Below are 25,692 nucleotides of genomic sequence, written 5' to 3'. Positions count from 1 at the left end.
GCGTCTGTCGAGCCGCGCGGAATTCGCCCGGATGACCCACGCTGTGCCGTATGGATTACTCCCCCCTCATGACCCTCACCGCGTTCCTGCCACTGGCGGCGCGGACGGCCCTGTGGCAGGTGCCCGAGGACGAGGTATGGATCGTGGAGCGCCACCGGCGTTTCCATCGCGCGCTGGCCGCGGGCCGGCGGTTGGCGGTGCCCCTGCTCGACCGGGTCAAAGCCAAGATCGATCTAACCCAGCAGATGCTGCTGTGGCCCCCGGCCCCACCGGAAGGCACCACCGAGCAGCCGGTCGGCGACGCCTTCGCGGCCGGCGACGGCGGCGAGGTCGAGGTCCGCATGCGCATCCTGTGGCGGGTCACCGACCCGGTTCAGGCGGCGTACCAGCCGCACGGGCCCAACCGGGCCATCGACGACCTGGCCGCCGCCACGCTGCGCCACCTGATCGCGGACATGCCGCAGGAGGCCGCGATGACCAGCCGGACGGCCTTCGACCAGGAACTGACCACGGCACTGTCCGCGCAGGCCGGCCAGTGGGCCGAGGTCGGCAGCGTCCGGATCAGCGAGGTGCTGGCGCGCCCGGCGCCCTCGCCGAGCCGCCCGGTGCCAGCAGGTCACGGCACAGCGGCACGTCCGAGGTCTTGACGTCGGGCGCGAAGATCAGCGCGGCGAGCGGGCGGCGCAGCAGCCCCGCCTCCCGCTCGCTGCACATCCGGCGCGCGGTGATCTGGTCGGACTTGAGCTGCTGCGGGCCGCCGCCGTCGCGATACAGGACCGTTTCCAGGTCGTCCTCCTGGCCCAGGAGGTAGGCCACCCTCGTCGTGCCGTCGACGGTCAGCGCGGTCGCGGGCAGCCACATGCCCTGCAGCGTGACCATCCCGGCGAGCACCACGCCCAGGGTCAGCGTCAGCGCGTCGACCCACCGGTTCGGGACCCGCCCGCCGAGCAGCGGGCTGGGCGGGCGGCCACCGGCCCGCGCCGGGGCGGGCCGCCCGCGCCGCAGCAGCAGCACGGCGAGCAGCGCCGCGGCTGCCAGCAGCAGGAGCAGCAGGTACACCGGCGCGGTGAGCAGGCCGACGATCAGCAGCATCAGCGCGACCGGCGGCGGCATGCTCGCCAGCACCGTGGGCTGGAACACCGCGCCGCGGATCGCGGCCCGGCGCTCGGACAGCGCGAGATACGCCGCGAGGATGAGGATCAGCGGGAGGAAAGGCACGTAGCTGCCGATCAGCAGCGCCTGCATGCTGGTGTGCTGGGCGAGGGCCTTGAGCGTCGCGTCGTCACCGTTGGACAGCACGAACAGGCGCACCCCGGCCAGGATCGCCGGGAACGCGGCCGACACCAGGCCCAGGTAGAAGCCGTGCCGCTCGCCGGCCACGGCCGCCGCGGCCGGAGTCGGCGCGGGCGCCGCCGAGTCCGGGTCCGCCCGGGGTGTGGCCTGGGCCGGAGCCGAGGTCACCGGGGGTGAGACCGGCGGCGGGGCGTCGGCAGTCTGCTCGGTCACAGCGGGCATTCTTCCATCCAGATCGGACCGCAGGACAGACCAGCCGGCCACCTTGACCCCGAGGGGCACCGCAGGCCACCTGACCAGGTCTCAGGGTCGAGACCAGGGTTGCCACCTGATCTGCCGGGCGCGACATGGGTCTAGGTTGGCGGCGTGGCCCTCATCGCGACCCAGTCGCTGACCAAGACATATCCGGGCGGGGTGACCGCCCTGTCCGACCTGACCCTGTCCGTCGAACCGGGCATCATCGGCCTGGTCGGCGCCAACGGCGCCGGCAAGTCCACGATGATAAAAACCCTGCTCGGGCTGCTGACGCCGACCAGCGGCCGGGTGGAGGTGCTCGGCCTGGACCCGACCACCGCCGGTGAGCAGGTGCGCGCCCGCGTCGGCTACATGCCCGAGCACGACTGCCTGCCGCCGGACATGATCGCCGCGGAGTTCGTGACGCACATGGGCCGGATGACCGGCCTGCCGCGCACCGTCGCCCGCGAGCGCGCCTCCGAGGCGCTGCGCCACGTCGGGCTGTACGAGGAGCGCTACCGCCAGATCGGCGGCTACTCCACCGGCATGAAGCAGCGCGTGAAGCTGGCCCAGGCCCTGGTGCACGACCCGGACCTGCTGCTGCTCGACGAGCCGACCAACGGCCTGGACCCGGCCGGACGCGACGCGATGCTGACGCTGATCCACCGCATCGGCACCGAGTTCGGCATCTCCGTGGTGGTCTGCTCGCACCTGCTCGGCGAGATCGAGCGGATCTGCGACTCGCTGATCGCGATCGAGGGCGGGCGGCTGCTGCGCGCCGACCGGATCGACGCGATGACCACCGGCACCGACGTGCTGGCCATCGAGGTCGCCGAGGGCACCGAGCAGCTGTCGGCGGCGCTGGCGCAGCGGGGGCTGACCGCCACCGCGGAGGGCCGGATGCTGCTGGTGCCGCTGACCGAGGAGGCCACCTACGACCTGGTGCTGCGTACCGTCGCCGAGCTGGACCTGCCGCTGCACCGCCTCGACCAGCGCCGCCACCGGGTGGCCGAGCTGTTCTCCACCGCCGTCCCGACCCCGTCTCTGGAGGTGAGCCATGTCTGACCAGAGTGTCATCCACGACATCGGCTACCAGCGCTACACCGGCACCCGGCTGGGCCGCGGCTACGCCGCCCGCTCGCTGTTCGAGCACGGCCTGCGGGTCGCGTTCGGGCTGGGCCGCAGCGCCAAGGCCAAGATCTTCCCGTGGATCGTGATCGGCATGGTGTCCGCGCTGGCCGTCGTCGTGGTCGCGATCAAGTCGCAGACCGGGGAGATGGTGCTGACCTACCAGCAGCTGCCCTCGACGATCAGCGTGGTGGCCATGGTGTTCCTCGCCGTCGTCGCGCCGGAGCTGGTCTCCCGGGACCTGCGCAACCAGACCCTGCCGCTGTACTTCTCGCGGCCCATCCGGCGCTCGGACTACGCGCTGGCCAAGCTCGCCGCGCTGGTCGTGGCGGTGTGGCTGCTGCTGGCCGGACCACAGACGCTGATCTTCCTGGGTTCGGCGTTCACCGCCGCCGACGCCTCCGGTGTCGCAGCCGAGGCCCGCGGGCTGCTCGGCGGCTGGGTCGTCTCCGCCGTGTACGCCCTGATCTTCAGCAGTCTCGCGGTGCTGATCGCCTCGATCGCCAGCCGCCGCGCGTTCGCCGCGGGCGCGATCGTGGTCGTCTTCATGGTCACCTCGCCGGTCGTCGGCCTGCTGATGGCGCTCGGCGGCGACGGGCCGATGGCCCAGATCGCCCCGATGTTCAGCCCGTTCCTGCTGCCCGAGGGCGTACGCCAGTGGCTGTACGGCACGTCCCTCGAGGTCGGACCGTACGGGCCGGTGTACGGCCTGGTGACGTTGCTGCTCGTGGCCGGCTGCACCTCGCTGCTCGTGCTGCGCTACCGGAAGGTTTCCCTGTGAGCGACCTCGACCTGCGCGGGGTGTCCCGCTGGTACGGCAACGTCGTCGCCGTCAACGACGTCACGATGAACCTGGGGCCGGGCGTGACCGGCCTGCTCGGCCCGAACGGCGCCGGCAAGACCACCCTGCTGCACATGATGGCGGGCTTCCTCGCCCCGTCACGCGGTGAAGTGCTGATCGACGGCGACGCCACCTGGCGCAACCCGGCGATCTACCGCAAACTCGGCCTGGTCAACGAGCGCGAGGCGGTGTACGGCTTCCTGTCCGGCAAGGAGTTCGTCCGGGCCAGCGCGAAGCTGCACGGGCTGCCCGACGCCGACGCGGCGACCCGGCGCGCGGTCGAGCTGGTCGAGATGGCCGACGCGCAGGACCGCCGGATGGACACCTACTCCAAGGGCATGCGCCAGCGGATGCGGGTCGCCGCGGCGCTGGTGCACGACCCGGCGGTGCTGCTGCTGGACGAGCCGTTCAACGGCATGGACCCGCGCCAGCGTATGCACATGATGGACCTGCTGCACCGGCTCGGCGCGCAGGGCCGCACGGTGCTGTTCAGCTCGCACATCCTGGAGGAGGTCGAGCAGGTCTCCGGCACCGTGCAGGTGATCGTCGCGGGCCGGCTGGCCGCTTCCGGCGACTACCGCACCATCCGCCGGCTGATGACGCACCGCCCGCACGTGTTCGCGATCCGCTCCAGCGACGACCGGCGGCTCGCGGTCGCGCTGATGGCCTCGGACTCGGTGGCGGGCGTGACGCTGGGCAAGGACGGCCTGACCGTGCACGCCGGCGACTACGGCACCTTCACCCGGGCGCTGCCGCGCATCGCCCTGGACGAGGGTGTGCGGGTTCGCCAGCTCATCCCCTCGGACGAGTCGCTGGAAAGCGTCTTCTCCTACCTGGTCTCGGCATAGGGAGCACCGCGTTGAACATGACCATCGCCTGGATCACCGCCCGCGGCCTGCTCGGCCGCCGCCGGTCCTGGCTGCTGCTGCCCATGCCTCTCATCCTGATCGGGGTCACCGCGGTCGGGCTGGCCTTCGACGCCCCGGCCGCAGACCTCATCGACGGTGTCCTGCTCGGCCTCGGGGTCGCCGTGATCCTGCCGCTGGTGTCGCTGATCGTCGGCACCGGTGTGCTCGGCTCGGAGATCGACGACGGCACCGTGGTGCACATCCTCACCAAGCCCATCCCGCGCAGCCGGATCATCCTGTCCAAGCTGGTCGTCGCCGCGACCGTGAGCGCGGTGACGGTCGCGGTCCCGATGTTCGTCGCCGCCGCCATGGTCGGCGGCGTCAAGCTGGGGCTCGGGTTCGCCGCGGCCTGCGTGGCCGGTGCGATCGCCTACAGCGCGCTGTTCCTGGCGCTGAGCGTGGTCACCCGGCGGCCGGTGCTCGTCGGCCTGCTCTATGTGGTGATCTGGGAGGGACTGCTCAGCAACCTGGTCACGGGCACCCGCACCGTGTCGGTGCAGCACTTCGTCATCAAGTTCGCCGCCGAGGTGTCCGGGTCGTCGCTGTTCGCGACCACGGTCTCGACCGCCGTCGCCGCGGTGATGACGGTCGTCTTCACGGTGGTCGGCACCTGGCTGGCCACCCAGCGGCTGCGCTCGTTCTCGGTCGCGGGCGAGACCAGCTGATCCCGACCCGAAGGCGCAGGCCGATCCGGTGCGTTCACCGGGTCGGCCTGCGCCTTGTGAAACACGGGCTCAGGAGCCGGCGATGTTGACCATCCAGTTGACGCCGAAGCGGTCCTTCAGGGCGCCGAACTCGTCGCCCCACATCTGCTTCTCCAGCGGCACGCCGACGGCGCCGCCCTCGGTCAGCTTCTCCCAGTAGCCGCGCAGCAGGTCGCCGTCGTCGCCGCTGAGGCTGACCGTGATGTTGTCGCCGGGGTGGTAGGCCATGCCGGGCGGGGTGTCCGAGGCCATCAGCGTGTAGCCGGCGTCGGACTCCAGCATCGCGTGCATGATCTGGTCGGCGTATGGCGCGTCCTTGTCGCCGAACTCGCCGAAGGTGCTCATCGTCAGGTTGCCGCCGAGAATGCCCTGGTAGAACTCCATCGCCTCACGGGCGTTGCCGTTGAAGCTGATGTACGGGTTGAGTCGGGACGCCATTCGAATCCTCCTTGATCGTCATGGTTCGCCGGTTTGTGGTCAGTCCACGCAGCATCCTCGCAGAAGGGTCGGACAGCACGACATGACACGACGGAGTGACGGCCGCCCGTAATCCGTGGTTCAACCACCCAACGGATCACGTTCATCATCGTCGGTGAATGTCCCGCGCATGAGATCACTCCATCGCCGTACGTTCGTCCTCGGCGGACTCGCGATCGCGGGGACCGCGCTCACCGGCGCGAGCGCCTTCGCGGCCGCCCCGTACCCGTTCAAGCTCGGCGTGGCCTCGGGCGACCCCGAGTCCGACAGCGTCGTGCTGTGGACGCGCCTCGCGCCGACGCCGCTCAACGCCGACGGCCAGGGCGGCATGGCCAACGCCGACGTCGTCGTCGAATGGCAGGTCTCCACCAGCAGCTCGTTCAGCTCGCTGGCCGCCTCCGGCTCGGTCACCGCCCGCTACGCCGACGCGCACTCGGTGCACGTGATCGCCGGCGGCCTGGCCGCCGACGCCGACTACTACTACCGCTTCCGGGCGCAGGGCCACATCTCGCCGGTCGGGCGCACCCGCACCGCGCCGGCCCCGACCGCCTTCGGCCGCGACCTGGTGATGGCGTTCGCATCCTGCTCGAACTGGCAGGCGGGCTACTTCACCGCGTACCGCCGCCTGGCCGAGGACAGCCCCGGGCTGGTGCTGCACCTGGGCGACTACATCTACGAGGGCGGGGCGACGGCCGGCTCGGTGCGCGAGCACGTCGGCGCGGAGATCGTCTCGCTGGCCGACTACCGCCGCCGGTACGCGCTGTACAAGACCGACCCCGACCTGCAGGCCGCGCACGCCGCAGCCCCCTGGCTGGTGGTGCCCGACGACCACGAGGTCGAGAACAACTACGCCACCAACGTGCGCGCCGACAGCTCCCCGGCGCTGACCGCGGCCCAGTGGACCGCCCGGCGCACCGCGGCGTACCGCGCCTACTACGAGAACATGCCGCTGCGCCCGGCCTCGACGCCCAACGGCAACAGCATCCCGCTGTACCGCCGTGTCCGGTGGGGCAGGCTGGCCACCTTCCACATGCTCGACACCCGCCAGTTCCGCGACGACCAGGCCTGCGGCGACGGCTGGAAGGTGTGCGCCGACGCCGACCTGCCCACCCGCAGCCTCACCGGCGCGGCGCAGGAGGCATGGCTGCTCGACGGCCTCGCCCAGCATTACGGCACCTGGGACATCCTCGGTCAGCAGGTGTTCTTCGCCCGGCAGTTCGACGCGGCCGGAGCCTCCAGCATGGACGCCTGGGACGGCTACCGCGGCTCGCGGGCCCGTATCCAGCAGGGCTGGCTCGACCGGAGCGTGCGCAACCCGCTGGTGCTCACCGGTGACGTGCACAAGTCCTGGGCGAACAACCTCAAGGCCGACTACGCCGACCCGAACTCGGCGACCATCGGCACCGAGCTGGTCTGCACGTCGATCAGCTCCGGCGGCGACGGCAGCGCCACCACGACCATCCCGAACGCGGCCGTCAACCCGCACCTGAAGTTCTACTCCGACCGGCGCGGCTACGTCCGCACCACCATCAGCCAGGCGCAGGTCCGCGCCGATTTCCGCGCGGTCGGCGCGGTCACCGAGCACGGGGCCGCGGTGTCCACGCTGCGCTCGTACGTCATCCAGGACGGCCTGCCCGGCCTGACGCAGGTCTAGGAGAAACACATGAAGTCCCTCACCACCCTGGCCCTGTCCGCGACGGCGGCGCTGGTCGCGGCCGCCGTCGCCGCCCCGGCGCCAGCCGCGGCACCGCTCGCCGCCGGCCTGCCGGTGTCCGCCGTGCGCGCCATGGCCGCGCTGACGCCGGCCTCGGTCACCTGGACCACCGCCAACAGCACCGCATCCGGTGACCAGGACGTCTCCGCCGTGGCCACCAACCGGTCCGGCCACGTCGCCGTGGTCTGGGAGGACGACCGCGACACCACCGCCCCCGAGGACGCCGCCCACACCGAGATCTTCCTGCGCCTGTTCCGCGACGGCGTCGCCCTGTACGAGCTGAAGCTCTCCGCGGGCGGCACCGCCGGCGCCGCCTGGCGGCACCTGTCGCCCGACGTCGGCCTCGACGACAAGGGCAACGCCGTGGTGGTCTGGGCCGACGACCCCGACGGCAACGGCTTCTACAACATCCCCTACCGCGTGGTGTCCCCGGCCGGCACGGTGCTGGGCTCCGGCAACGCCAACGCCTCGGCCACCGGCCAGCAGATCCTGCCCGCGGTCGCGGTCGACCCCGACGGCACGCCGGGCAGCCCGAGCGCGGTCGCGTTCACCGTGGTCTGGGAGGACATCCAGGACCCGAGCCCGGCCACGGTCAAGGCATCCGGGTTCACCAACGTGACCACCAAGGCGTACGAGGTGACCGCGAGCCAGACCACCGGCGCGCACCACCGGCCCGACGTGGCGGTGTCCGCCGCGGGCGACGCGACCGTCGTGTGGAACGAGGACGGCGACGCCAACGGCTCCGACAACATCGGCCTCGTCCGGCTCGCCAAAGCCAACGGTGCGGTGACCCTGTCCCGGCGCACCGCCAACGCCACCACCGCCGGCCAGCAGCGCAACGCGTCCGTGGCGGCGAACGTCACCGGCGAGTTCACGGTGGCCTGGGAGTCCGACCACACCGGAGCCCCGACCGTGTGGACGCGCTCGTTCACCTCGACCGGCACGGCCCGCCACGCCGACGTCGAGGTGTCCCCGCAGCCGGGCGCGACCGCACCCTCCACCGGTATCGACGACCAGGCCAACGTGGTCGTCGGCTGGTCGATCCCGGCCAACGGCGGCGACGTCTGGGCGCGCGGCTTCAACCCCGACGGCACCACCGCCGGCCGCCTGACCGCGCAGTTCTACACCGACATCACCACCGGCCGACAGGACCAGCCCGCCGTGGCCGTCTCCGGTTGGGGCGAGATCGCCCTGACCTTCACCGACGACAACGACGGCAACCTGTTCGACCAGATCCGCCTCGGCCTGGGCGCGTCCAACTCCGACTGGTGACCACCCCCACCCGGGGTGATCATGAACCTATGGCACGGCTCGGCGGCGTGTCGGCGGCACAACCTCATGGTCACCCCGGGTGTCGGTTTCCGCACGGCGCAGCACCAGCACCGCCGGGATGACGGCCAGGACCGCGGCCTGGGTCCAGAACAGGCTGTCCAGCAGCAGCTTCACCGGGTCGAGGTGCAGGGGCAGCTGCTCGGGGGCCGCCGCGATCTCCTCGATCTCGTCCAGGGTGTCCGCAGACGCCCCGCTGTCCAACCACGCCCAGGGATAGCCGAGCCCCCGGTGGTAGCCGAACATGCAGCACACGTCCTCGCGTACCACCAGCAGCCCGGCCAGCAGACCGGCCGCCGCGAGCACCGCCACCGCGGCCCAGACGATCGGGCCGGGACGCAGCCCGGCGAGTCCGAGCCAGGCCAGCACCGCGCCGGCACAGCCGAGCACCATCCCGAAGACGGTGTAATAGTCGATGCCGACGTGCGTCACCAGGGCGAGCAGGCCGATCGCCGCGCTGGCCACCCCGGCGCACAGGAAAACGGCCATCCGCAGCCCGGATATCGACATGCCCCGAGTGTGCCACGGACTGCCGGGCCCGCCGCGCCCCTGACCGCGCCGAACCCGTGCGCTTGACGTTCGATCGTTCGACCTGCCTGGCAGGTGTGCGTATCTTGACCGCCCGCACGCCCGGGTGCCTGGCAAGTCGAACGATCGAGGCCCGGCGGGAGCCGCGGCCGTGCCCGTCGGGGGCAGGTCAGTAGTGGGCGGTAGGGTCCGGCGGTGATCAACGTCGTCGCCGTCGACCTCGACGGCACCCTGCTGCGCTCCGACCACACCGTCTCGGCCCGCACGGTGGCGGCCCTGGCGCGGGCCGCGCAGGCCGGCGCGCGCATCGTGATCGGCACCGCGCGGCCGCCCCGGGAGATCCGCGACGTCGCCGAGGCGGCGGGCATCACCGGGGTCGCGGTGTGCTCGAACGGCGCAGCCGTCTACGACCTGGCCACCGGCGAGGTCGCCATCGTCGGGCCGCTGCCGATCGCGCTGGCCGAGCGGGTCGCCGACGTGCTCACCCCGGCTCTGGACGGCATCGCCTTCGCGGTCGAGACCGGGCATCGGGCGCTGACCGGCCCCGGCTTCGACCACGTCAGCTCCCGCAGCGTGGTACGGGTGCCCGTGTCCACCCGGGCGCAGCTGTGGGCCGAGGCCGAGAGCTGCGTGAAGCTGCTCGCCTGGTCACCGGCTCCGGTCACCGAGGAGCTGCTGACCCGGTTGCAGGCGCTGGTGCCGGACGTCGCGATCACCTACTCCGGCGGCAAGGGCATGCTGGAGATCAGCGCGGCATCGGTGTCCAAGGCGGACACGCTCGCCCGGCTGTGCGCAGGCTGGGGCGTCGACGCCGAGCGGGTGATCGCGTTCGGGGACATGCCGAACGACGTGCCCGTGCTGCGCTGGGCGGGCCTCGGGGTCGCCGTCGCCAACGCCCATCCACTTGCCCTGACCTGCGCGGACCGGGTCACCGCGAGCAACGACGAGGACGGCGTGGCCGTGGTGCTGGAGGAGCTGTTCGGCATCGGCGGCGGTGTCGTACCCGCCCGCTAGCGTCGCCCGCGACACGATGGTCGACTGTGGAGCGTGCTTATGTTTCGGCAGGGCGATGTGCTGGTGGTCCCGATCGCGCGGGAGGAGCTGCCGCCGGAGCTGATGCCCGCACCGCGGGACCGGCGCAACCGCATGGTGCTGGCGCTGGGCGAGGCGACCGGCCACGCGCACGTGGTGACCGGCGAGCGGGTGGCGATGCTGTGCCCGCCCGACGACCCGGGCCGGCTGTTCCTGCTGATCGAGGGCTACGGCCGCCTCGTGCACGAGGAGCACGGGCCGATCGCGCTGGCCGCCGGGGCTTACCGGGTGGTCCGCCAGCGTGAGTACTTCCCCGGCGCGATCCGCCCGGTCGCGGACTGAGCGCGGCATGGACACGACGCTGACGACGACCGCGCAGAAGAACGGTGAGCAGCCGCCGAACCGGCGCGAGGCCCGCCGCAACGACGACATGGCGCTGGCCGCGCGCGCCGAGCGCTGGATGGCGACCGGCCTGAGCACCGAACCGGCCGACCGGGCGGGCGCCGAGGCGGGGGTACGCGTCGCGTACGCCCTCGCGGGACTGCCCGCCCCGAAGCGGGTGCTGTGGCTGGGCTCGCCCGCCGCGGGTGCGACGGCGGTGGCGATGCTGCGCACCGGCCTGACCGGCGACACGAAGGTCCGCGAGGCACTGGCCGCGCAGGGCGTCCGGCCGGGCGGGCTCCAGCTCGGCCGCAGCGTGCGCCCGCAGGTCCGCACCCGGCCGTGGGCGCTGGCCCGCGCCGCGCTGATCACCCGGCTCGGTGGGGTCGGCTTCGCCCGGCACTGGGCCGCCACCGCGCGCCGGCCGTGGCAGCAGCTCGTCGACCAGCTGGCCACGCCGCTGCGCACCCGCCTGACGGAGCAGTTCCGCGCCCAGGGCGGCGAGTTCGGCCAGGCGCAGCAGGACGCGCTGCTCGACGTGATCCACGGCCAGCACGACGCGGCCTGGCTGGGCGCGTTCGACAGTCATCCCGACGTCGACGGCCTGGCCCGGGTGGCCGGCAGCGCGGGCTGGTGGTGGGCTTTCGAGCACGTCGCGATCCTCACCGAGCGCCCGCGCGAGGTGCACCGCGACAACCTGGGCCGCCTGCATCACGGCGACGGCCCGGCGCTGTCCTACCCGGACGGCTTCGGCCTGCACGCGTGGAGCGGCATGCCGATGCCCGCGGAGATCGCCGCCGAGCTGCCGACGCTGACCGTCGCCCGCATCCGCGCCGAGGCCAATGCCGAGATGCGCCGGGTCATGCTGGAGCACTTCGGGTTCGACCGCTACCTGCGCGAGTCCGGCGCGTCCAAGACGCAGTCGGATGTGTGCGGCACGCTGTGGCGCGTCGAGCTGCCCGGCGACGAGCCGCTGGTGATGGTCGAGGTGCTGAACTCCAGCCCCGAGCCCGACGGCAGCTTCCGGACCTACTTCCTGCGGGTGCCGCCGACGGTGCGCACCGCGCGGGAGGGCGTGGCGTGGACGTTCGGCCTCACCCCGGAGGAATACCTGCCCCAGCAGCAGACGTGAGCATCGCGCTCGGCACGCCCCAGGTCGGCGGCGGCCCGGCGGGGATCCGCTCGGGCACGCCGCCCGCGAAGACCTGGTGCAGGCCGAGGCGTTTGAGGTGCACGTACCCGATGTGGCAGTCGCAGGTCGGCTTGCCGCACGGGCGGGGTCGCAGCGCGGCGCGGTAGCTGCCGTCGTACAGGCTGCCCAGCGGCTCGGGCAGGAAATGGCAGCGCCGCACCGTGCCGTCGCCGAGCACCGACAGCGACGTCTCGCCCGCGCCGCACTCGTGCCCGGCGGAGGCGTGCGGGCGCACGCTGTACCCGAACAGCGGGTCCAGCGCCGTCCACGCCGCCTCGGCGGCCGTGTCGTAGGTGTGCCCGTCGGCGGCGTTGATCCACAGGTAGGTCGACTCCGGCAGCGCCGCCCGCATCGCGACCGCCTCCGCGTGGTGCTCCGGCAGCCCCACCATGCCGACCGAGTGCCGGATGCCGTGCCCGCGCAGCGTCGCGCAGGCGGCCAGGAACCGCTCCCGGCGCACCTGCCCGGGGTGGTAGGTGGCCCACAGCGCCAGCCGCGCGGGATCGGCGTCGGCGACCCAGCCCAGCCGCCCGGCCAGGTTCGTCTGGATGGCGACCTTCGCGACGTGCGGCAGGTGCGACAGCCGCACCAGCGCGTCGCGGTACCAGGAGCGGGTCAGCCCCTCACCCCATGGCGTGAACAGCACCGAAAGCGTGTCCCCGTCCGGGTTGGCGGCGACCCAGTCGGCGAACCGGGCCAGCGCGGCCCGGTCGGCGGCCAGCTGCGCGCGGCTGTCCCGGCGTTTCGCGAACGGGCAGTACGGGCAGTCGAAGTTGCAGCTGGCCAGCGGCCCGCGGTAGAGCAGCAGCAGGTTCACCGCAGCACCGCCCGGCCCATCGCCGCCCGCACCGGCCCCGACACCAGCCACGGACCGATCGCGTCGCCGTGCGCCAGGCCCTCGTCCGTCAGCGCCAGCCGATCATCGTCACCCGCGGCCCAGCCCCGCGCGGTCAGCTCCGCCAGGTGCGGAAAGTCATCGTCCACCGTGGACCCGAAGCGGGCCGCGTAGCCGGACAGGTCGACGCCCTCGGCCCGCAGCAGCGACTTCACCAGCCAGCGCAGCCGCTGCTCGCCGCCGTCGAGCGCGAACCCGAACTCGGCGAAGCCGAAGTCGGCGGCAGGCCGGGCCAGGTAGTCGTCGATGATGGCACGCACCTCGCGCACGCTGACCGCGTAGTCGAACGAGTAGTGCAGGTCGGCGGTGTAGGACCGGGCGCCGCAGCCCACGCCGACCATGCCGTCGTCCTGGCAGCAGTAGTCGGCGCCGTCCGGGTCGGGCACGTCGGCGCGGCGGAACTGACGCATGGACAACTGCCGGTAGCCGGCCTCCCGCAGCAGGTCGCGGCCGTGCCGGTACAGGTCGAGGCGCTGGCGGTCCCAGTCCGGGTCAGGCCCGTCGCCGTGCCGGCGGCCGAGGCCGGTCAGCGGGCGTACGTACAGCGGGTAGAGGTAGACCTCCTCGGGTCGCCAGGCCAGCGCCTCGCGCAGCGAGTAGGTCCAGGTGTCGCGGGTCTGCCCGGGGATGCCGTAGATCAGGTCGACGTTGAGCAGCGGGATCGCCGCGTCGCGCAGCGCGAGCAGGGCCCGGTCGACCTCGGTGCGCCGTTGCGGCCGCCCGGCGGCGTGGGCCTCGCCGTCGAGGAAGCTCTGCACGCCCATGCTGACCCGGTGGGTGCCGTGCGCGGCGAGCACCGCCAGCCGGTCGGGCGTCGCGGTCGCGGGCGAGGTCTCCACCGACAGCTGTGCCGCGGCCGGTGCCAGGCCGAGCACGCCGGTGGTGATCGCGAACAGCTCGGTCAGCTCGTCGGCGGTCAGGTGGGTGGGGGTGCCGCCGCCGATCGCCGCCCGTGCGTAGCGGGCCGGGCCGAGCGCCGCCGCGACCTGCTCGGCCTGTGTCCGCAACTGGCGCAGGTACGCGCCGACCTGCTCGGCGGGCGGCTGGGCGCGGGTGAACAGGTTGCAGAACCCGCACCGCATCTCGCAGAAAGGGATGTGCAGGTACAGGAACAGCGCGTCGCGGGGCTGCCCGGCCCACACCTCGCGCAGCGCCGGGCGCGGCCGCAGCGGCCGGTACGCCGACTTGTGCGGGTACGCGTACAGGTAGCCCTGGTAGGGCGAGCCGTCGAGCACGTCACCACTCCCCCGGCGACAGCGTGAACTCGGCGTACGGCACCGTCCACACCACGTCGTGGCCGACCCGGTGCCCCTGGTGGCCGTCCTCGCCGTACGCGGTGCCGTGGTCGGCGCACAGCACCACGAAACACGGCCGCCGACGCCAGGTGAGCAGCTCGAACAGGCGCGGCAGCCGGGTGTCGACGTAACGCAGCGCGGCCGCGTGGCTGTCCGGGCCGTCCTCGGTTGCGCCGGGCAGGTAGTGCCGGTTGGGCTGGTGCAGGGCCGAGATGTTGAGGAACGTGAACAGGGGCCGGGCCGCGGGCGCGGCGACCACGCTCATTTCGAGCTGGTCGAGCTGGTGGCGCAGCGAGTCCGGTTCGGTCACCCCGAACTCGGGCCGCCAGTGGTCCTCGGCGAACAGGTCCGGCAGCACGCTGCCCAGCGGCGAGAGCCGGTTGAAGAAGCCGACCCCGCCCAGGCACAGCGTGTGGTATCCGGCCTTGCGCAGCCCGGTGACCAGGTCCGGGGCGTCGAACACCCAGGTGCCGTCCGCGGTGGTCTCGCTGCCGGGAAACCGGGCTGCGAACAGCCGCTCGTGCCGTCCGGGCGTCACCGGCGTCGGCAGGAAGCCCGCGAAGAAGGCGTGGTGCGCGGCGTAGGTGAAGCTCGCCGGGGTGTGCCGGGGCTCCCACCGCCCACCGGGCAGCACCTGCGCCACGTTGGGCGTCCGCCCCGCCGCGGCCTCCTCCGCCGCCACGTCATACCGCAAGGTGTCGACCGTGACCATCGCGATGTCATAAACCCCCACAAGCGAGGCCATGTCGACGCTCACGCCGCGCCCCCGCCGCGACGCGGCCCTGCAGTTTCGGGGAGACTGCGCGAACTCACGGCCCGGGTCGCGCCGGCGCCCCCGAACGGCGGGCCCCCCGCCCGGGGCGCGGGGCCCCTGCTGTTGGGGGGCCCCGGCCCTACCCCCCGCCCGGTTGCGCGCCGCCCCCCCGAAACTGCGAGCCCACGGCCGGGTGGTGGAGGCCGGGTGGGGTCATGCGACGGCTCCGGTGCGGGCGCAGGTGAGCAGGGCGGCTACTTCGGCGTCGTAGGTGTCGCGGCCGTCGACGTGCAGGCCGGGGAGCAGGTCGCCGAAGGCGTTGACCTCGGCGACGGCGTGCGAGCGCCAGCCTGCGGCGAACATCAGGTCGACGCCGGTGTGCAGGCTGCCGCGGAAACAGGCGGCGACGGCACGGCAGGTGGCCAGCCCTTCGGCGTAGTGCCGCCCGGCGGCGGCGCGCAGCGCGCACAGGTCGCCGCGTACGCCGCCCAGGTGCAGGTTCGTCATCGGGGAGCGGCTGCCGCGCACGACCACATGCGACGGCTCGCCGGCCACGGTCACCACGCGCAGGTCGACGACGCGGCCGTCCAGCCCCGCCTTGGGCAGCCAGCGCTGCACCTGCAACCCGTCCGGGGCGAGCCGGTCCACGATCGCGGCCACGTCGCGCTCGTCGCGGTAGTGGCGCACCCGCAGCGAGTTGAACAGCCGCCCACCGGACAGCTCGACCGAGGTGGTGGCCAGGATCCGGCCGCCGCTGCCGAGCTGCAGCGCGATCACCCCGGACGCCGAGGAGCCGTGGCACGGCTTGACGAACACCCGCCGCCAGCCGGTCTCGTCGAGCCAGGACCGCAGCTGCGCCCAGCTCGCCGGGGACCCGGGCAGCGCCGCGGGCACCGGGATGCCGGCCCCGAGCAGCCGGGCGTGGCAGGCGGTCTTGTCGAACATCAGCAGGGTCTCGGCCGGGTCGGCGAGCAGATGTGCGCCCTGGTCGCGGGCGGCGGCGGCGACCCGGTCCAGGGCGGCGGCGAAGCCTGCGTACCAGGCCCGGCCGCCGACGATCTCGCCGGGCTCGGCGGGCACGACGGCCCCGCGTAGCAGCCGGTCCACCTCGGCGTCCTCGCCCGGGGACTCGACGCGCACGACGGTGCCGGGGCGCAGCCGCAGCGGGACGCCGGTGAGCACGTCCTGCCAGGACACCACCTCGGGTTCGGCCAGCCCGGCGCGCACCGCCGCGGCGGTGAACAGGGTGACGCGGCGGTGGCCGGGGTTGCCGACGACGGTGAGGTGCATCTACTCGGAGACCGCGATGTAGCGCTCGTCCCAGTCGCGCTCGTCGGCCCCGGAGACGTCGAGCTCCACGCCGGCCGCGCCGAGTTCGCCGGTCAGCCGTTCGAGCACCGCCGCGCCGATGAAGTGGTGGTGCAGGTCCAGCTTGCGCAGGTGGGTGAGCGGCTGGCCGGCCAGCAGCGCGGCTGCGCCCTCGTCGCCGAGCATGCCCAGCGACAGGTCCAGCTCCCGCAGCCGGGCGACGACCGGCGCACCGGCCAGGGCCACCGCGACCAGGTCGGCGATCTCGGCGTCGCGCAGGGCGAGCGAGGTCAGCGCGGGCAGCCGGGTGCCGGCCAGGATCGGCGCGAGGTCCTCGACGGTCGCGTCGCCGCCGTAGTTGTCGGTGCCGAGCCACAGCTCCAGGTGGGTCAGCGCGGGCAGGTCGCACTCGCCGACGGCGCGCACCACGTCGGCGGGCAGGCCGCCGGACTCGATGGTCAGCTCGCGCAGCGCGGTGTGCCGCAACGGCTTGAGGCCCAGGCCCGTCGCGCCGCGCACGGTCAGCACCTCCAGCGCCGGCAGCGCCTCCAGCAGCGCAGTGATGTCGGCCTGCTGGATCCAGGAGATCTCGCACTCGTCGAACGTCATCTCGCCGAGGAACAGCGCCTTCAGCCCGGTGAACCGCGGCAGCACGGCGGCGATGCGGCCGATCGGCGGGGCGCTGTCGTACGCGCCGCCCCAGTTGCCGATGACCAGCGCGCCGACCTGGCCCGCCCAGTCCTCCGCGGCCAGCGCCTCCAGCCGCACCAGGAACTCGCCGGTGTTGTCGTAGTCCGGGTCCTCCAGGCGCCAGGCGGTGCCGGATCGGGAGGCCTTGCCCAGGTCAGCGGGGTATTCCGCGACGGGCCGGCCGGCGAACACCGTGATGTGGGAGCCGATCGTCATGGGCTGCCTCCGCCGGGCCGCATCGGGTCTGGGACGACGGAGATTAACACCCGCCACCGACGCTGTCGCCGAGCACTCGGCAGTCATTCATTGCATTAGATAGTTAAGTTTACTAAACTCCATCCGCACCACTCGGGGCGAGCCGCTTCCTCGTCCGAAACCGCACCCGACCGGATCGTCGCGTGCCCCCGGCCGCCGCCTGCCCCCAGGCCGCACCGGGGAGGGGCGCACCGCCTGCCCGGTCAGTCGATGTGCCGTGGCGACAACCCGCCCCGGCACCGGACACCGAAGGGATCCCCATGTCCGACACCCCCAAGGCCCGCCGCGGCCGCTGGGCCGCCGCCGGGCTCGCCCTGGCCGCCGCGGCCGTCGGCGCCGCCGTCGCGCTGGCCCCGGCCACGACGGCCCAGGCGGTCGTGCTGCCCAACGGCTTCAAGAGCGTGGGCTACATGCCCTCGTGGGCCGGCAGCGTCAACTCCATCCAGTACGGCAAGCTGACGCACATCAACTACGCGTTCATCCTGCCCAACGCCAACGGCAGCCTGCAGGGCCTGGACAATCCGTCCAAGCTGTCCTCGCTGGTCTCGCTGGCCCACGCCAACAACGTGAAGGTCTCCATCGCCGTCGGCGGCTGGAACGACGGCAACGACTCGGCGTTCGAGTCCCTGGCGGGCAACGCCACCGCGCGCACCGCGTTCGTCAACAACATGATGAACCTCGTCAACCAGTACGGTCTCGACGGCGTCGACATCGACTGGGAGTACCCGGACCCCGGCACCTCGGGCAACAACTACACCGCGCTGATGGGCCAGCTCAGCACCGCCCTGCACAACCAGGGCAAGCTGCTCACCGCCGCGGTCGTGTCCGAGGGCGGCACCGCCGGCGGCGTGCAGCCGGCCGTGTTCGGCTACGTCGACTGGCTCAACATCATGGCGTACGACGGCGGCAGCCCGCACGCCAACTACAACTGGTCGATCAACGCGGTCAACTTCTGGAAGGGCCGCGGCCTGCCCGCGAGCAAGGCCGTGCTGGGCGTGCCGTTCTACAGCCGCCCGACGTACTACACGTACAGCCAGCTCGTCGCGATCGACCCGGCCAACGCCAACCGCGACTGCACCACGGTCAGCGGCGTGCAGCAGTGCTACAACGGCCTGCCGACCATCCGCAGCAAGACCGCGTGGGCCAAGGCCAACGCCGGCGGCATGATGAACTGGGAGCTGTCCCAGGACACCACGGGCGCTACGTCGCTGGTCAGTGCCATCTACGAGGTCGCGATCGGCGGCACCACCCCGCCGTCGTCGCCGCCCCCGGGCGGCCGCACCGGCCGGATCGTCGGCCAGGCGTCCGGCAAGTGCGTCGACGTCGCCGCCGCCAGCAGCGCCAACGGCACCGCGATCCAGCTCTACACCTGCAACGGCACCACCGCGCAGAACTGGACCGTCGGCACCGACGGCACCATCCGCGCGCTGGGCAAGTGCCTGGACATCACCAGCGGCTCCACCGCCAACGGCGCCCTGATCCAGCTCTGGGACTGCAACGGCTCCGGAGCCCAGGTCTGGCAGCCCCAGTCCAACGGCAACCTCCGCAACCCCCAGTCCGCCAAGTGCCTCGACGCCAAGGACCTGGGCACCGCCGACGGCACCCGCCTCCAGATCTGGACCTGCGCCGCCTCCGGCAACCAGATCTGGACCCTCCCCTAGCCGGTCGATCATGAACTTATGGCACGGTTCACCGGCGTGTCCCCGCCACAACTTCATGATCGACCACTGAACGCGCAGCGGGCCCGCACCGGGATGGTGCGGGCCCGTTCGTGTGCGGAGTCCGCATTGTCATTTAGTTTCGTCGATGGTTGACTGGCGGGAGGTTTTCGCCGAACACAGGACGGAAGGTCGCGCATGAGCAGGCATCTGAGCTGTGGCCTGGTCGCCGTCGCGCTAGCGCTGAGCGGCACGGCCCTCGCCCCGGCGGTCGGCGCCACCGCGGCCGAACCCGGCATGAACGTCGTCTGGTCGACCGACTTCAGCAACGGGTGGGCCGGCTGGCTCAGCACCCCGTGGAACGACCAGCCGCAGGGCGCGGTGGCCCGGCCGACGGTGCGGCCGTCGCCCGACGGGCAGGGCATGGCCGCGCGCTTCTACCTGGCCGGGGGCCAGCAGCGCAACGAGTCGCAGCCCACGGCGGCGCAGAACATCACCGAGGGCCAGACGCTGATCGTGCGGTTCACCGACTACCTGCCCACCGGCTTCCCGACCGCGACCAGCGACTGGCAGGTCGTCATGCAGTTCAAGAACGCGTCGACCGGGTCGCCGCCGGTCGAGATCAAGATCGGGCACGGGAAGTACTACCTGGACGGCAACAACGGGGCCTGGCACTACGACATCGGCGATGCGATCGCCGGCCGGGCCACCACCATCACGGTGCGCATCAAGTTCTCCACCAGCACGAGCGTGGCGGTCATGGACGCCTGGCACAACGGCGTGCAGACGGTGTCGGGCCAGCACCCGCGCGGCGCGGGCACGCTCTACTCCGGGCAGTCCAGCTACCTCAAGACCGGCCTCTACCGCAGCACCGGCATCAGCCAGGCCGGTGAGCGGTTCATGAAGAGCCTGATCATCGGTACACCCGGCAGCACTCCCCCGCCCCCGGTGCCCGGCACGGAATACCACGCGGGTTCGTCGACCGACGTCAACGGCGACGGCAGGGCCGACGTGCTCACCTTCACCAGGGGCGCCACCAACGACGTCTACGCCGCCACCTCCACCGGCACCGCGTTCGCGGGCACCGCGGTCAAGTGGAACGACTACTTCGGCGTCGACGGCGAGCAGCAGTCCACCGGCGACTTCAACGGCGACGGCAGGGACGACGTCGTCACGTTCGCCAAGGGCACGACCGACGACGTGTACGTCGGCCTGTCCACCGGCACCGGTTTCGCCACGGGCGCGAAGTGGCACGACGGCTTCTCCCCGGGCGCGCAGGTCCCGGCCGTCGGCGACGTGAACGGCGACGGCCGCGACGACATCGTCAGCTTCACCCACGACACCGCCGCCGACGTGTACGTGGCCCTGTCCACCGGCGCCGGGTTCGGACCGGCCGCCAAGTGGAACGAGTTCTTCGCGGTGGCCGGGGAGTATCCCGGGGTGGCCGACGTCAACGGCGACAGCCGGGACGACATCGTGGTGTTCACCCAGGGCACGAACGCCGACGTGTACGTCGGCCTGTCCACCGGTTCCGGTTTCGCCGGCGGCGCGCTCTGGCACGACCTGTTCGCGGTGGGCGCCGAGCAGCCCCGGCTCGGCGACGTCAACGGCGACGGCAAGGCCGACATCGTCACGTTCACCTGCGACGCCAACGCCGACGTGTACGCCGCCGTCTCCAACGGCAGCGCCTTCGTCGGCACCACGGTGAAGTGGAACGACTTCTTCTGCACCGCCGGGGAGTTCCCGTACCTGGGTGACGTGAACGGCGACGGCAAGGACGACATCATCGTGTTCACCAAGGGCACGACCAACGACGTGTACGTCGGCCTGTCCACCGGCACCGGATTCCTCGGCGGCGCGAAGTGGCACGACTTCTTCGGCCTCACCGGCGAGACCACCCTGTAGCACACGGCCGGGTGGCCCGCCCCGCCGCGACGGAGCGGGCGACCGGCACAGCAGGTCAGCGCCAGCCGTGGACCGGTTCGAAGCCGAGGACGCGGCGGGCCTTGTCGATGGAGAGCAGGGTCTCGTTGCCGGACACCGGGCGCTGCCAGGGCAGGTCGGGGAAGACCTCGGCAGCCAGGTCCACGGTCTCGCGGCGCATGACCGTGTCGGCGTTGGCGATGATGAACACCTCCAGGCCCGGCTGCGGGTACTCCAGCGCCCGCCGCACCGCCTGCGCGCCGTCCCGGCAGTCGATGTACGACCACAGGTTCCACATCCGCGCCCGCGGCTCGTCCTGCCACGAGGCGAAGTTCGGGTAGTCGCCGGGTTCCATCACGTTGGAGAAGCGCAGGCCGATCATCTTCAGCTGCGGGTCCCACCGGCAGAACTGCGCCGCCATCTGCTCGTCGAGGTGCTTGGCCAGGGAGTACGCCGTCTCCGGCCGCCCCGCGTACTCCTCGTCCACCGGCAGGTACGGCGGCGGGGTGTCGAACGGCAGCCCGAGCACCGTCTCACTGGACGCCCACACCACGTTGCGGATGCCCGCCGCCCGCGCGGCCGCGAACACGTTGTAGCTGACCGTGATGTTGTTGGCGAACGTGGCCGCGTTGCCGGTCACCCCCGGCCCCGGGATCGCCGCGAGGTGCACCACCGCATCCACCTTCGCGTACCGGCTGTCGATCGCGCTGAACGCCTCCACCGCCTGGCCGTAGTCGGTGAAATCGATCCGGGTGTACGGGCACAGCTGCTCCCGCGGCGGCGCCACGTCCAGATTCACCACGTCGTACCCGTAGTCGAGCAGGTCGCGCACCACCGCCCGGCCCAGCTTGCCGCTACCGCCCGTCACTGCCACCAGCGTCATCGTCCACACCTCTCCCGAAGATCCGCTGACAACGTATCCCGTCACGGACGCAGGTCCACCGCCAGCAGCTCGCTCTTGCCGCGAACCAGCACCCGATCCCGGTCGACCCCATGCAGCCCGCCGATCCGCTTGTCCACCGTGGCGTGGCCCACCTCCTCGCCCGCGGGGTTCACGAGGGTGAGCCCGCCCAGCTCAGAGGCGATCACGAAGCCCGAGGCGACGGCGGCGACCCCGGCGGCCCAGCCGTACTGCTTCACCCGTGCCCACGGCACCGCCTCGCCCGGCTCCAGGACGACCACCTGCCGGTCACCGGTGTTGCACCAGATCAGGCCGCCCGTCACCGTCACCGACCGGACCTGGTCGGGAACCCCCGGCAGCCGTCGCAGCGCGCCGCTGCCGGGACGCAGCTCCCACAACGACCCGGACGCGGCCCGCACCAGCACCCGCTCGGCGTCCAGCCGCAGGAACACCGGACCCGAGTCGACCTTCAACACCGGCTCCGGCAGCCGCCAGGTCGCCAGGTCCGTGCCGGTTCGCGGGTCCAGCGCCCGGATCAGGCCGGTGTCCTGATCGGCCACCAGTACCCGGTCGTCGAAGGCGTGGGGCCGCTCGATCGCCACCGGGCCGTCGGTGCGCCACAGCAGCGAGCCGTCTGCCAGGTCGTACCCGGCCTGCGGGGTGTATCCGCGCCAGCCGCCGACCACCGCGACCGACCCGGCCACCGCGAGATGCCCCGTGAACCGGGGCAGTTCGGCGCGCCACAGCCGCTCGCCCGCGACCGCCTCGTGGCAGGACAGCCAGGGCAGCCACTGCGGGATGGCCAGGCACCACCCGGCGGTGACGGTCAGCGCGTACGGCCACAGCCCGAGTGGCACATCCCAGCGCACGCCGCCGTCGCGCACGTCGAGCCCGACGAGCCGACTGCGGCGCTCGTGCACGACCACCCGCCCGCTGCCCACCGCGGACCGGCTCAGGAAGGCGCGTTGGTGCAGGCTGTGCCGCCAGGCGGTTTCGAAGATCACCGGAGCAGGCAACCAGGACGCGTCGGCCCGAGCAAGCAGGTTACGGGAGCGCCCGCTCCGGTGGCACATTCCGGAGCGGGCGCGGCACTGGGACGCGAGAAGGTCAGTGGCCGTGACCGTGGTCGTGGCCCCGGCGGCCCCACGGACCGGTGATCGCGACGACCAGGCCGTCGGCCTGGATGCCGGCGAACAGGATCCGGCCGTCCTGGCTGAACGTCGGGCCGGTGAACTCGCTTTCGCTGATCTCGTTGCGGGCCAGCGGGTAGGTGACGCCCTTGTCGCTGACGCCGATCAGGTGCGACAGGCCTTCGCCGTCCTCGGCGAGGATGATGCCGCCGTACGGCGAGACGGTGATGTTGTCCGGGCCGTCGAAGTGGCCCTCCTCCTTCGGGTCCGGGTTCAGCCCGAAGATGGTCTTGAGTTCGATCGTCTCGCGCTTGGGGTCGTAGAACCAGACCTGGCCGTCGTGCTCGTGCACGCTGCCGTCGGTGATCCGGGCGTAGCTGGAGACGAAGTACACGCCGCCGTCGCCGTACCACTGGCCTTCGAGCTTGCGGGCGCGGGTGACCTGGTCGTTGGTGAACTGCTTGCGCACCGAGACCGTGGCGGCCAGCCGGTCCGGCACGTCCACCCAGCTCACCTTGTACTTGGTGCCGGGCTCGGTGGCCGCGGACAGATCGGTGATGTGCAGGCCGTCCAGGGACGCCTTGAGCGCCTGCAGGCGGCCCGCGGTGTCGCCGCCCTCGCTGAGCGCGAGCTTGCGCAGGGCGCCGTCACGGCCCTTGAAGCCCTTCGGCGGGACCCAGCGGAAGTAGAGCCCGTTGGGACCGCTCGCGTCCTCGGTCAGGTAGATCTCGTCGGTCTTCGGGTCGACGGCGACGGCCTCGTGGGAGTACCGGCCGAGGAACTTCAGCGGCACCGGGTCCAGGTTGGCCTCCTGGTCGAACGGGTCGACCTCGAACACCCAGCCGTGGTCCTGCAGGAACGCGCCGCCCTTACGCTGCTCGGTCTCCTCGCAGGTCAGCCACGTGCCCCAGGGGGTGATGCCGCCGGCGCAGTTGTTGTGCGTGCCGGCCAGGCTGACGTACTGGCGGACCCGGTTGCCGTGGTGGTCGACCTCGATGTTGGTCGTGCCGCCGCCCGCGCCGGGGTCGAAGGTGAAGCCGGGACGGGCGGGCACCCGGTAGGGCTCGTCGCCGCCGATCTCGTGGTTGTTGACCAGGGTGAAGCCGCGGCGGGTGCCGAAGCAGGCGGTGCCGTCGGGGTCGCTCGGCGTCGCCTCGCCGGTCGACAGCAGGGTCTTGCCGGCCTCGGCGACGATCCGGTAGGAGAAGCCCTCCGGCAGGGACAGGATGCCGGCCGGGTCCGGCACGAGCGGGCCGTAGCCGGGGACCGTCGGGTGGGCGTACGCGGGACCGGCGACCGCCTGGATGCTGCCGGCGAACGCGATGCCGAGGCCGCCGAGGGTGCCGGCGCGCAGCAGGTTGCGGCGGGACAGAGGGGTGTGCACGGATAGCTGCCTTTCGATGGGCCTTCATGTCTACCTCCGACATGCAAGTCCGCATCCGAGAACGGCCCGCGCGCACCGCGCCAAGATCAGGCGAACAGCAGGCAAACGTTGCCTACTTCGCCGCATTCCCCCTGCTCAGCCCGCGGTCACGTCCCTGCCCAGCATCGCCGCGGCGATGTCGCACACCGCGACCAGCCGCCAGGTGATCTGGTCGGCGCGCCGCCAGTCCAGCGTGGTGACGTCGGGCAGGTTCCAGCCCAGCGCGGTCGCCTTGTCGGTCAGCCCGTCGGCGTAGCTCGCGAGCTCGATCAGGGGCGGTTGCCGCTGCGGGTCGAGCGCGTCGCCGACGCTCGCCGTCGCCTGGTCGAGGATGGCGAGCACGCCCGGGTCGGCTGCGGCGGCGGCACGGCCGGCGTCGCCGACGACGGCGGCATAGCGCGCGAGCACCTGGCGGGCTTGGTCTGGGCTGGTGGGGCCACGGTCCATGCCGCGAGATTAGGTCAGCATCCGAGCCTTGAATGCGGCTTGGCGTCCGTTATGACCGAACAGAGGACAACGCTGCCCGACCGGCTCCACCCGCCGGAGGGACAGCCGGGTCGACACCCGCCGATGGGCGCGACCGGTCAGGCCGCGCCCATCGGCCGGTCGGCGGCTACTTCCGCCGGGGGGCCGGACGCAGCGGCTGCGTCTGGTCGCTGTCGAACCCGGGCACCAGCGGCTCCGGGAACTCGTCCGGGTCGGCCGGGGCCTGGTACAGGTCCGGGTCGGCCGGGGCGGTGCGCTGCGACGGGTACACCGTGCCGGTGGGCCGGTCCGCGAGCACCTGGGTGGCGTCGGCCTGCCCGGCGGCGTACGCGCGGGCGTGCTCGGCGACCCGGGTCGACTCCTCGCCGGCCCGGTCGAGCCAGCTGTCCCAGCGCGCCTGCATCGGGCGGACCAGGCCGCCGCCGACGCCCACGATCAGGATGCCGGCGACGGTCGCCAGCACCGCGATCAGGATCGGCATGGTCACCGTGGTGGCGACGCCGATCTGGTTGAGCGCCGCGATCACGCCGAGGCCGACGATGAACACCGACGCGGTCGTGGCCAGGAACCGGCCGTACGACAGGCCGCCCAGCGCGCCGGTGACCAGGTCCTTGACCCAGGAGGCGATGGCCGCGGCGACCACCACGATGACGATCGCGACGAACGCCTTGGGCAGCCACGACACCACCGCGTTGATCAGGTCGGAGACCGGGTTCGGTCCCCAGATCCCGAACGCGAGCTGCAGCGTGAACAGCAGCACCGCGTAGTAGGCCAGGCGCGCCACCAGGTCGGACGGGTCCACCCCGCCGCGGGCCAGCGCGGAGGTCACCCCGCCCCGGGCGGCGAGCTGGTCGAACCGGACCCGTTCGAGGCCCTTGTCGGCGAGCATGCGGATGCCCCGCGCGACGAGCCAGCCGGCGAACAGGATCGCCACGAAGGCCAGCGCCTTGGGCAGGAACAGCGCGACCGAGCGCAGCGCGTCGGTCATCACCTCTCCGAGATCCATGGGCTTCTTCCTTTCCAGCGGAAACGAGGGGGTATGGGGGTCAGCTGCCCCATTCCCCGCCGACCGCGCAGGGAAACGGCGATCCGGGCAGGCATGGCCCGATCGGGTGATCCCGGCCGTATCGATCGACATCCGCTGATGCGGTCGTTAGCATCCTTGCGGGAGCGACACCGCACGTCCCCTTCATCGCCGGCAGGTCCGGGCAGG

General features: G+C 72.4%; 25 protein-coding genes. 12 read left to right on the top strand and 13 right to left on the bottom strand.

Annotated features, from left to right (window positions below; translation table 11 throughout):
* Positions 1–50: 50 nt before the first annotated feature.
* The gene (locus tag F6W97_RS27775) at positions 51–647 is read left to right on the top strand and encodes an SPFH domain-containing protein (protein WP_155373451.1); all 597 of its coding nucleotides are present in this window, start codon (positions 51–53) and stop codon (positions 645–647) included.
* Here the strand turns inward: F6W97_RS27775 and F6W97_RS27770 are convergent.
* Complete coding sequence (locus F6W97_RS27770) at positions 562–1,506, bottom strand: hypothetical protein (RefSeq protein ID WP_155373450.1); 945 nt, start codon at positions 1,504–1,506, stop codon at positions 562–564. The genes F6W97_RS27775 and F6W97_RS27770 overlap by 86 nt on opposite strands.
* 153 nt (positions 1,507–1,659) lie before the next feature.
* Between F6W97_RS27770 and F6W97_RS27765 the strand changes: the two genes are divergently transcribed.
* Genes F6W97_RS27765 through F6W97_RS27750 form a run of 4 tightly spaced genes read left to right on the top strand, consistent with a single transcriptional unit; the run spans position 1,660 to position 5,069 of the window.
* A complete protein-coding gene (locus F6W97_RS27765; RefSeq protein ID WP_155373449.1) occupies positions 1,660–2,592 on the top strand; it encodes an ABC transporter ATP-binding protein in 933 nt (310 codons plus the stop codon).
* Positions 2,585–3,436, top strand: coding sequence for an ABC transporter permease (locus tag F6W97_RS27760; RefSeq protein WP_155373448.1), 852 nt, complete (start codon positions 2,585–2,587; stop codon positions 3,434–3,436). Before F6W97_RS27765 ends, F6W97_RS27760 begins: the two co-directional genes overlap by 8 nt.
* Positions 3,433–4,344, top strand: coding sequence for an ABC transporter ATP-binding protein (locus tag F6W97_RS27755; RefSeq protein ID WP_230687030.1), 912 nt, complete (start codon positions 3,433–3,435; stop codon positions 4,342–4,344). The genes F6W97_RS27760 and F6W97_RS27755 overlap by 4 nt, the downstream gene beginning before the upstream one ends.
* A gap of 17 nt (positions 4,345–4,361) precedes the next feature.
* A complete protein-coding gene (locus F6W97_RS27750; protein WP_155373543.1) occupies positions 4,362–5,069 on the top strand; it encodes an ABC transporter permease subunit in 708 nt (235 codons plus the stop codon).
* 69 nt (positions 5,070–5,138) lie between these two features.
* Here F6W97_RS27750 and F6W97_RS27745 read toward each other — a convergent pair whose 3' ends face one another.
* Positions 5,139–5,546 carry a VOC family protein gene (locus F6W97_RS27745; RefSeq protein ID WP_155373447.1) on the bottom strand — a complete coding sequence of 136 codons (408 nt, stop codon included), beginning with the start codon at positions 5,544–5,546 and terminating at the stop codon, positions 5,139–5,141.
* Positions 5,547–5,715: 169 nt separating this feature from the next.
* On the opposite strand from F6W97_RS27745, the gene F6W97_RS27740 reads away from it, so the two are divergent.
* Both F6W97_RS27740 and F6W97_RS27735 read left to right on the top strand, forming a co-directional pair.
* A complete protein-coding gene (locus tag F6W97_RS27740) occupies positions 5,716–7,239 on the top strand; it encodes an alkaline phosphatase D family protein (RefSeq protein ID WP_155373446.1) in 1,524 nt (507 codons plus the stop codon).
* Between the two features lie 9 nt (positions 7,240–7,248).
* Complete coding sequence (locus tag F6W97_RS27735) at positions 7,249–8,571, top strand: hypothetical protein (protein WP_155373445.1); 1,323 nt, start codon at positions 7,249–7,251, stop codon at positions 8,569–8,571.
* Between the two features lie 27 nt (positions 8,572–8,598).
* On the opposite strand, the gene F6W97_RS27730 is transcribed toward F6W97_RS27735, so the two are convergent.
* Positions 8,599–9,138 (bottom strand): hypothetical protein, encoded by a 540-nt coding sequence (locus F6W97_RS27730; RefSeq protein ID WP_155373444.1) that lies wholly within the window; start codon positions 9,136–9,138, stop codon positions 8,599–8,601.
* A 213-nt stretch (positions 9,139–9,351) separates the two neighbouring features.
* Here F6W97_RS27730 and F6W97_RS27725 point away from each other — a divergent pair, with 213 nt between their 5' ends.
* From F6W97_RS27725 to F6W97_RS27715, 3 genes are read left to right on the top strand one after another with little or no spacing between them, the layout of a single operon-like run.
* Positions 9,352–10,170: an HAD family hydrolase gene (locus F6W97_RS27725; RefSeq protein ID WP_155373443.1), complete on the top strand. Its 819-nt coding sequence runs from the start codon at positions 9,352–9,354 to the stop codon at positions 10,168–10,170.
* A 39-nt stretch (positions 10,171–10,209) separates the two neighbouring features.
* Complete coding sequence (locus tag F6W97_RS27720) at positions 10,210–10,530, top strand: hypothetical protein (protein WP_155373542.1); 321 nt, start codon at positions 10,210–10,212, stop codon at positions 10,528–10,530.
* 7 nt (positions 10,531–10,537) lie between these two features.
* Positions 10,538–11,701 (top strand): DUF6745 domain-containing protein, encoded by a 1,164-nt coding sequence (locus tag F6W97_RS27715; RefSeq protein WP_230687029.1) that lies wholly within the window; start codon positions 10,538–10,540, stop codon positions 11,699–11,701.
* On the opposite strand, the gene F6W97_RS27710 is transcribed toward F6W97_RS27715, so the two are convergent.
* From F6W97_RS27710 to F6W97_RS27690, 5 genes are all read right to left on the bottom strand, one after another.
* Positions 11,664–12,578, bottom strand: coding sequence for an STM4011 family radical SAM protein (locus tag F6W97_RS27710; RefSeq protein ID WP_196279356.1), 915 nt, complete (start codon positions 12,576–12,578; stop codon positions 11,664–11,666). The genes F6W97_RS27715 and F6W97_RS27710 overlap by 38 nt on opposite strands.
* Positions 12,575–13,891 (bottom strand): STM4012 family radical SAM protein, encoded by a 1,317-nt coding sequence (locus tag F6W97_RS27705; RefSeq protein ID WP_155373442.1) that lies wholly within the window; start codon positions 13,889–13,891, stop codon positions 12,575–12,577. Before F6W97_RS27705 ends, F6W97_RS27710 begins: the two co-directional genes overlap by 4 nt.
* 1 nt (position 13,892) lies before the next feature.
* Positions 13,893–14,696 carry an STM4013/SEN3800 family hydrolase gene (locus tag F6W97_RS27700; RefSeq protein ID WP_155373441.1) on the bottom strand — a complete coding sequence of 268 codons (804 nt, stop codon included), beginning with the start codon at positions 14,694–14,696 and terminating at the stop codon, positions 13,893–13,895.
* Between the two features lie 222 nt (positions 14,697–14,918).
* Positions 14,919–15,995: an STM4014 family protein gene (locus tag F6W97_RS27695; protein ID WP_155373440.1), complete on the bottom strand. Its 1,077-nt coding sequence runs from the start codon at positions 15,993–15,995 to the stop codon at positions 14,919–14,921.
* Positions 15,996–16,919, bottom strand: coding sequence for an STM4015 family protein (locus F6W97_RS27690; RefSeq protein WP_155373439.1), 924 nt, complete (start codon positions 16,917–16,919; stop codon positions 15,996–15,998).
* 299 nt (positions 16,920–17,218) lie between these two features.
* Here F6W97_RS27690 and F6W97_RS27685 point away from each other — a divergent pair, with 299 nt between their 5' ends.
* Positions 17,219–18,619 carry a glycosyl hydrolase family 18 protein gene (locus F6W97_RS27685; protein ID WP_155373438.1) on the top strand — a complete coding sequence of 467 codons (1,401 nt, stop codon included), beginning with the start codon at positions 17,219–17,221 and terminating at the stop codon, positions 18,617–18,619.
* A 195-nt stretch (positions 18,620–18,814) separates the two neighbouring features.
* Entirely contained in the window at positions 18,815–20,521 is a 1,707-nt protein-coding gene (locus F6W97_RS27680) for an FG-GAP-like repeat-containing protein (RefSeq protein WP_155373437.1), read from the top strand.
* A gap of 55 nt (positions 20,522–20,576) precedes the next feature.
* Here F6W97_RS27680 and F6W97_RS27675 read toward each other — a convergent pair whose 3' ends face one another.
* From F6W97_RS27675 to F6W97_RS27655, 5 genes are all read right to left on the bottom strand, one after another.
* Complete coding sequence (locus tag F6W97_RS27675; protein WP_155373436.1) at positions 20,577–21,422, bottom strand: NAD-dependent epimerase/dehydratase family protein; 846 nt, start codon at positions 21,420–21,422, stop codon at positions 20,577–20,579.
* Positions 21,423–21,463: 41 nt separating this feature from the next.
* Complete coding sequence (locus F6W97_RS27670) at positions 21,464–22,444, bottom strand: outer membrane protein assembly factor BamB family protein (RefSeq protein ID WP_196279355.1); 981 nt, start codon at positions 22,442–22,444, stop codon at positions 21,464–21,466.
* Between the two features lie 103 nt (positions 22,445–22,547).
* Positions 22,548–23,954: an alkaline phosphatase PhoX gene (locus tag F6W97_RS27665; RefSeq protein WP_230687027.1), complete on the bottom strand. Its 1,407-nt coding sequence runs from the start codon at positions 23,952–23,954 to the stop codon at positions 22,548–22,550.
* A 135-nt stretch (positions 23,955–24,089) separates the two neighbouring features.
* Positions 24,090–24,440: a DUF6401 family natural product biosynthesis protein gene (locus F6W97_RS27660; RefSeq protein ID WP_155373434.1), complete on the bottom strand. Its 351-nt coding sequence runs from the start codon at positions 24,438–24,440 to the stop codon at positions 24,090–24,092.
* A gap of 166 nt (positions 24,441–24,606) precedes the next feature.
* Complete coding sequence (locus F6W97_RS27655) at positions 24,607–25,485, bottom strand: mechanosensitive ion channel family protein (RefSeq protein ID WP_230687026.1); 879 nt, start codon at positions 25,483–25,485, stop codon at positions 24,607–24,609.
* Positions 25,486–25,692: the final 207 nt, after the last annotated feature.

It is taken from the genome of Catellatospora vulcania, from assembly GCF_009720385.1.
Lineage (GTDB): Bacteria > Actinomycetota > Actinomycetes > Mycobacteriales > Micromonosporaceae > Catellatospora > Catellatospora vulcania.
Note: the sequence above shows the minus strand (reverse complement) of the source record. Positions and strands in the feature narration are given on the sequence as shown.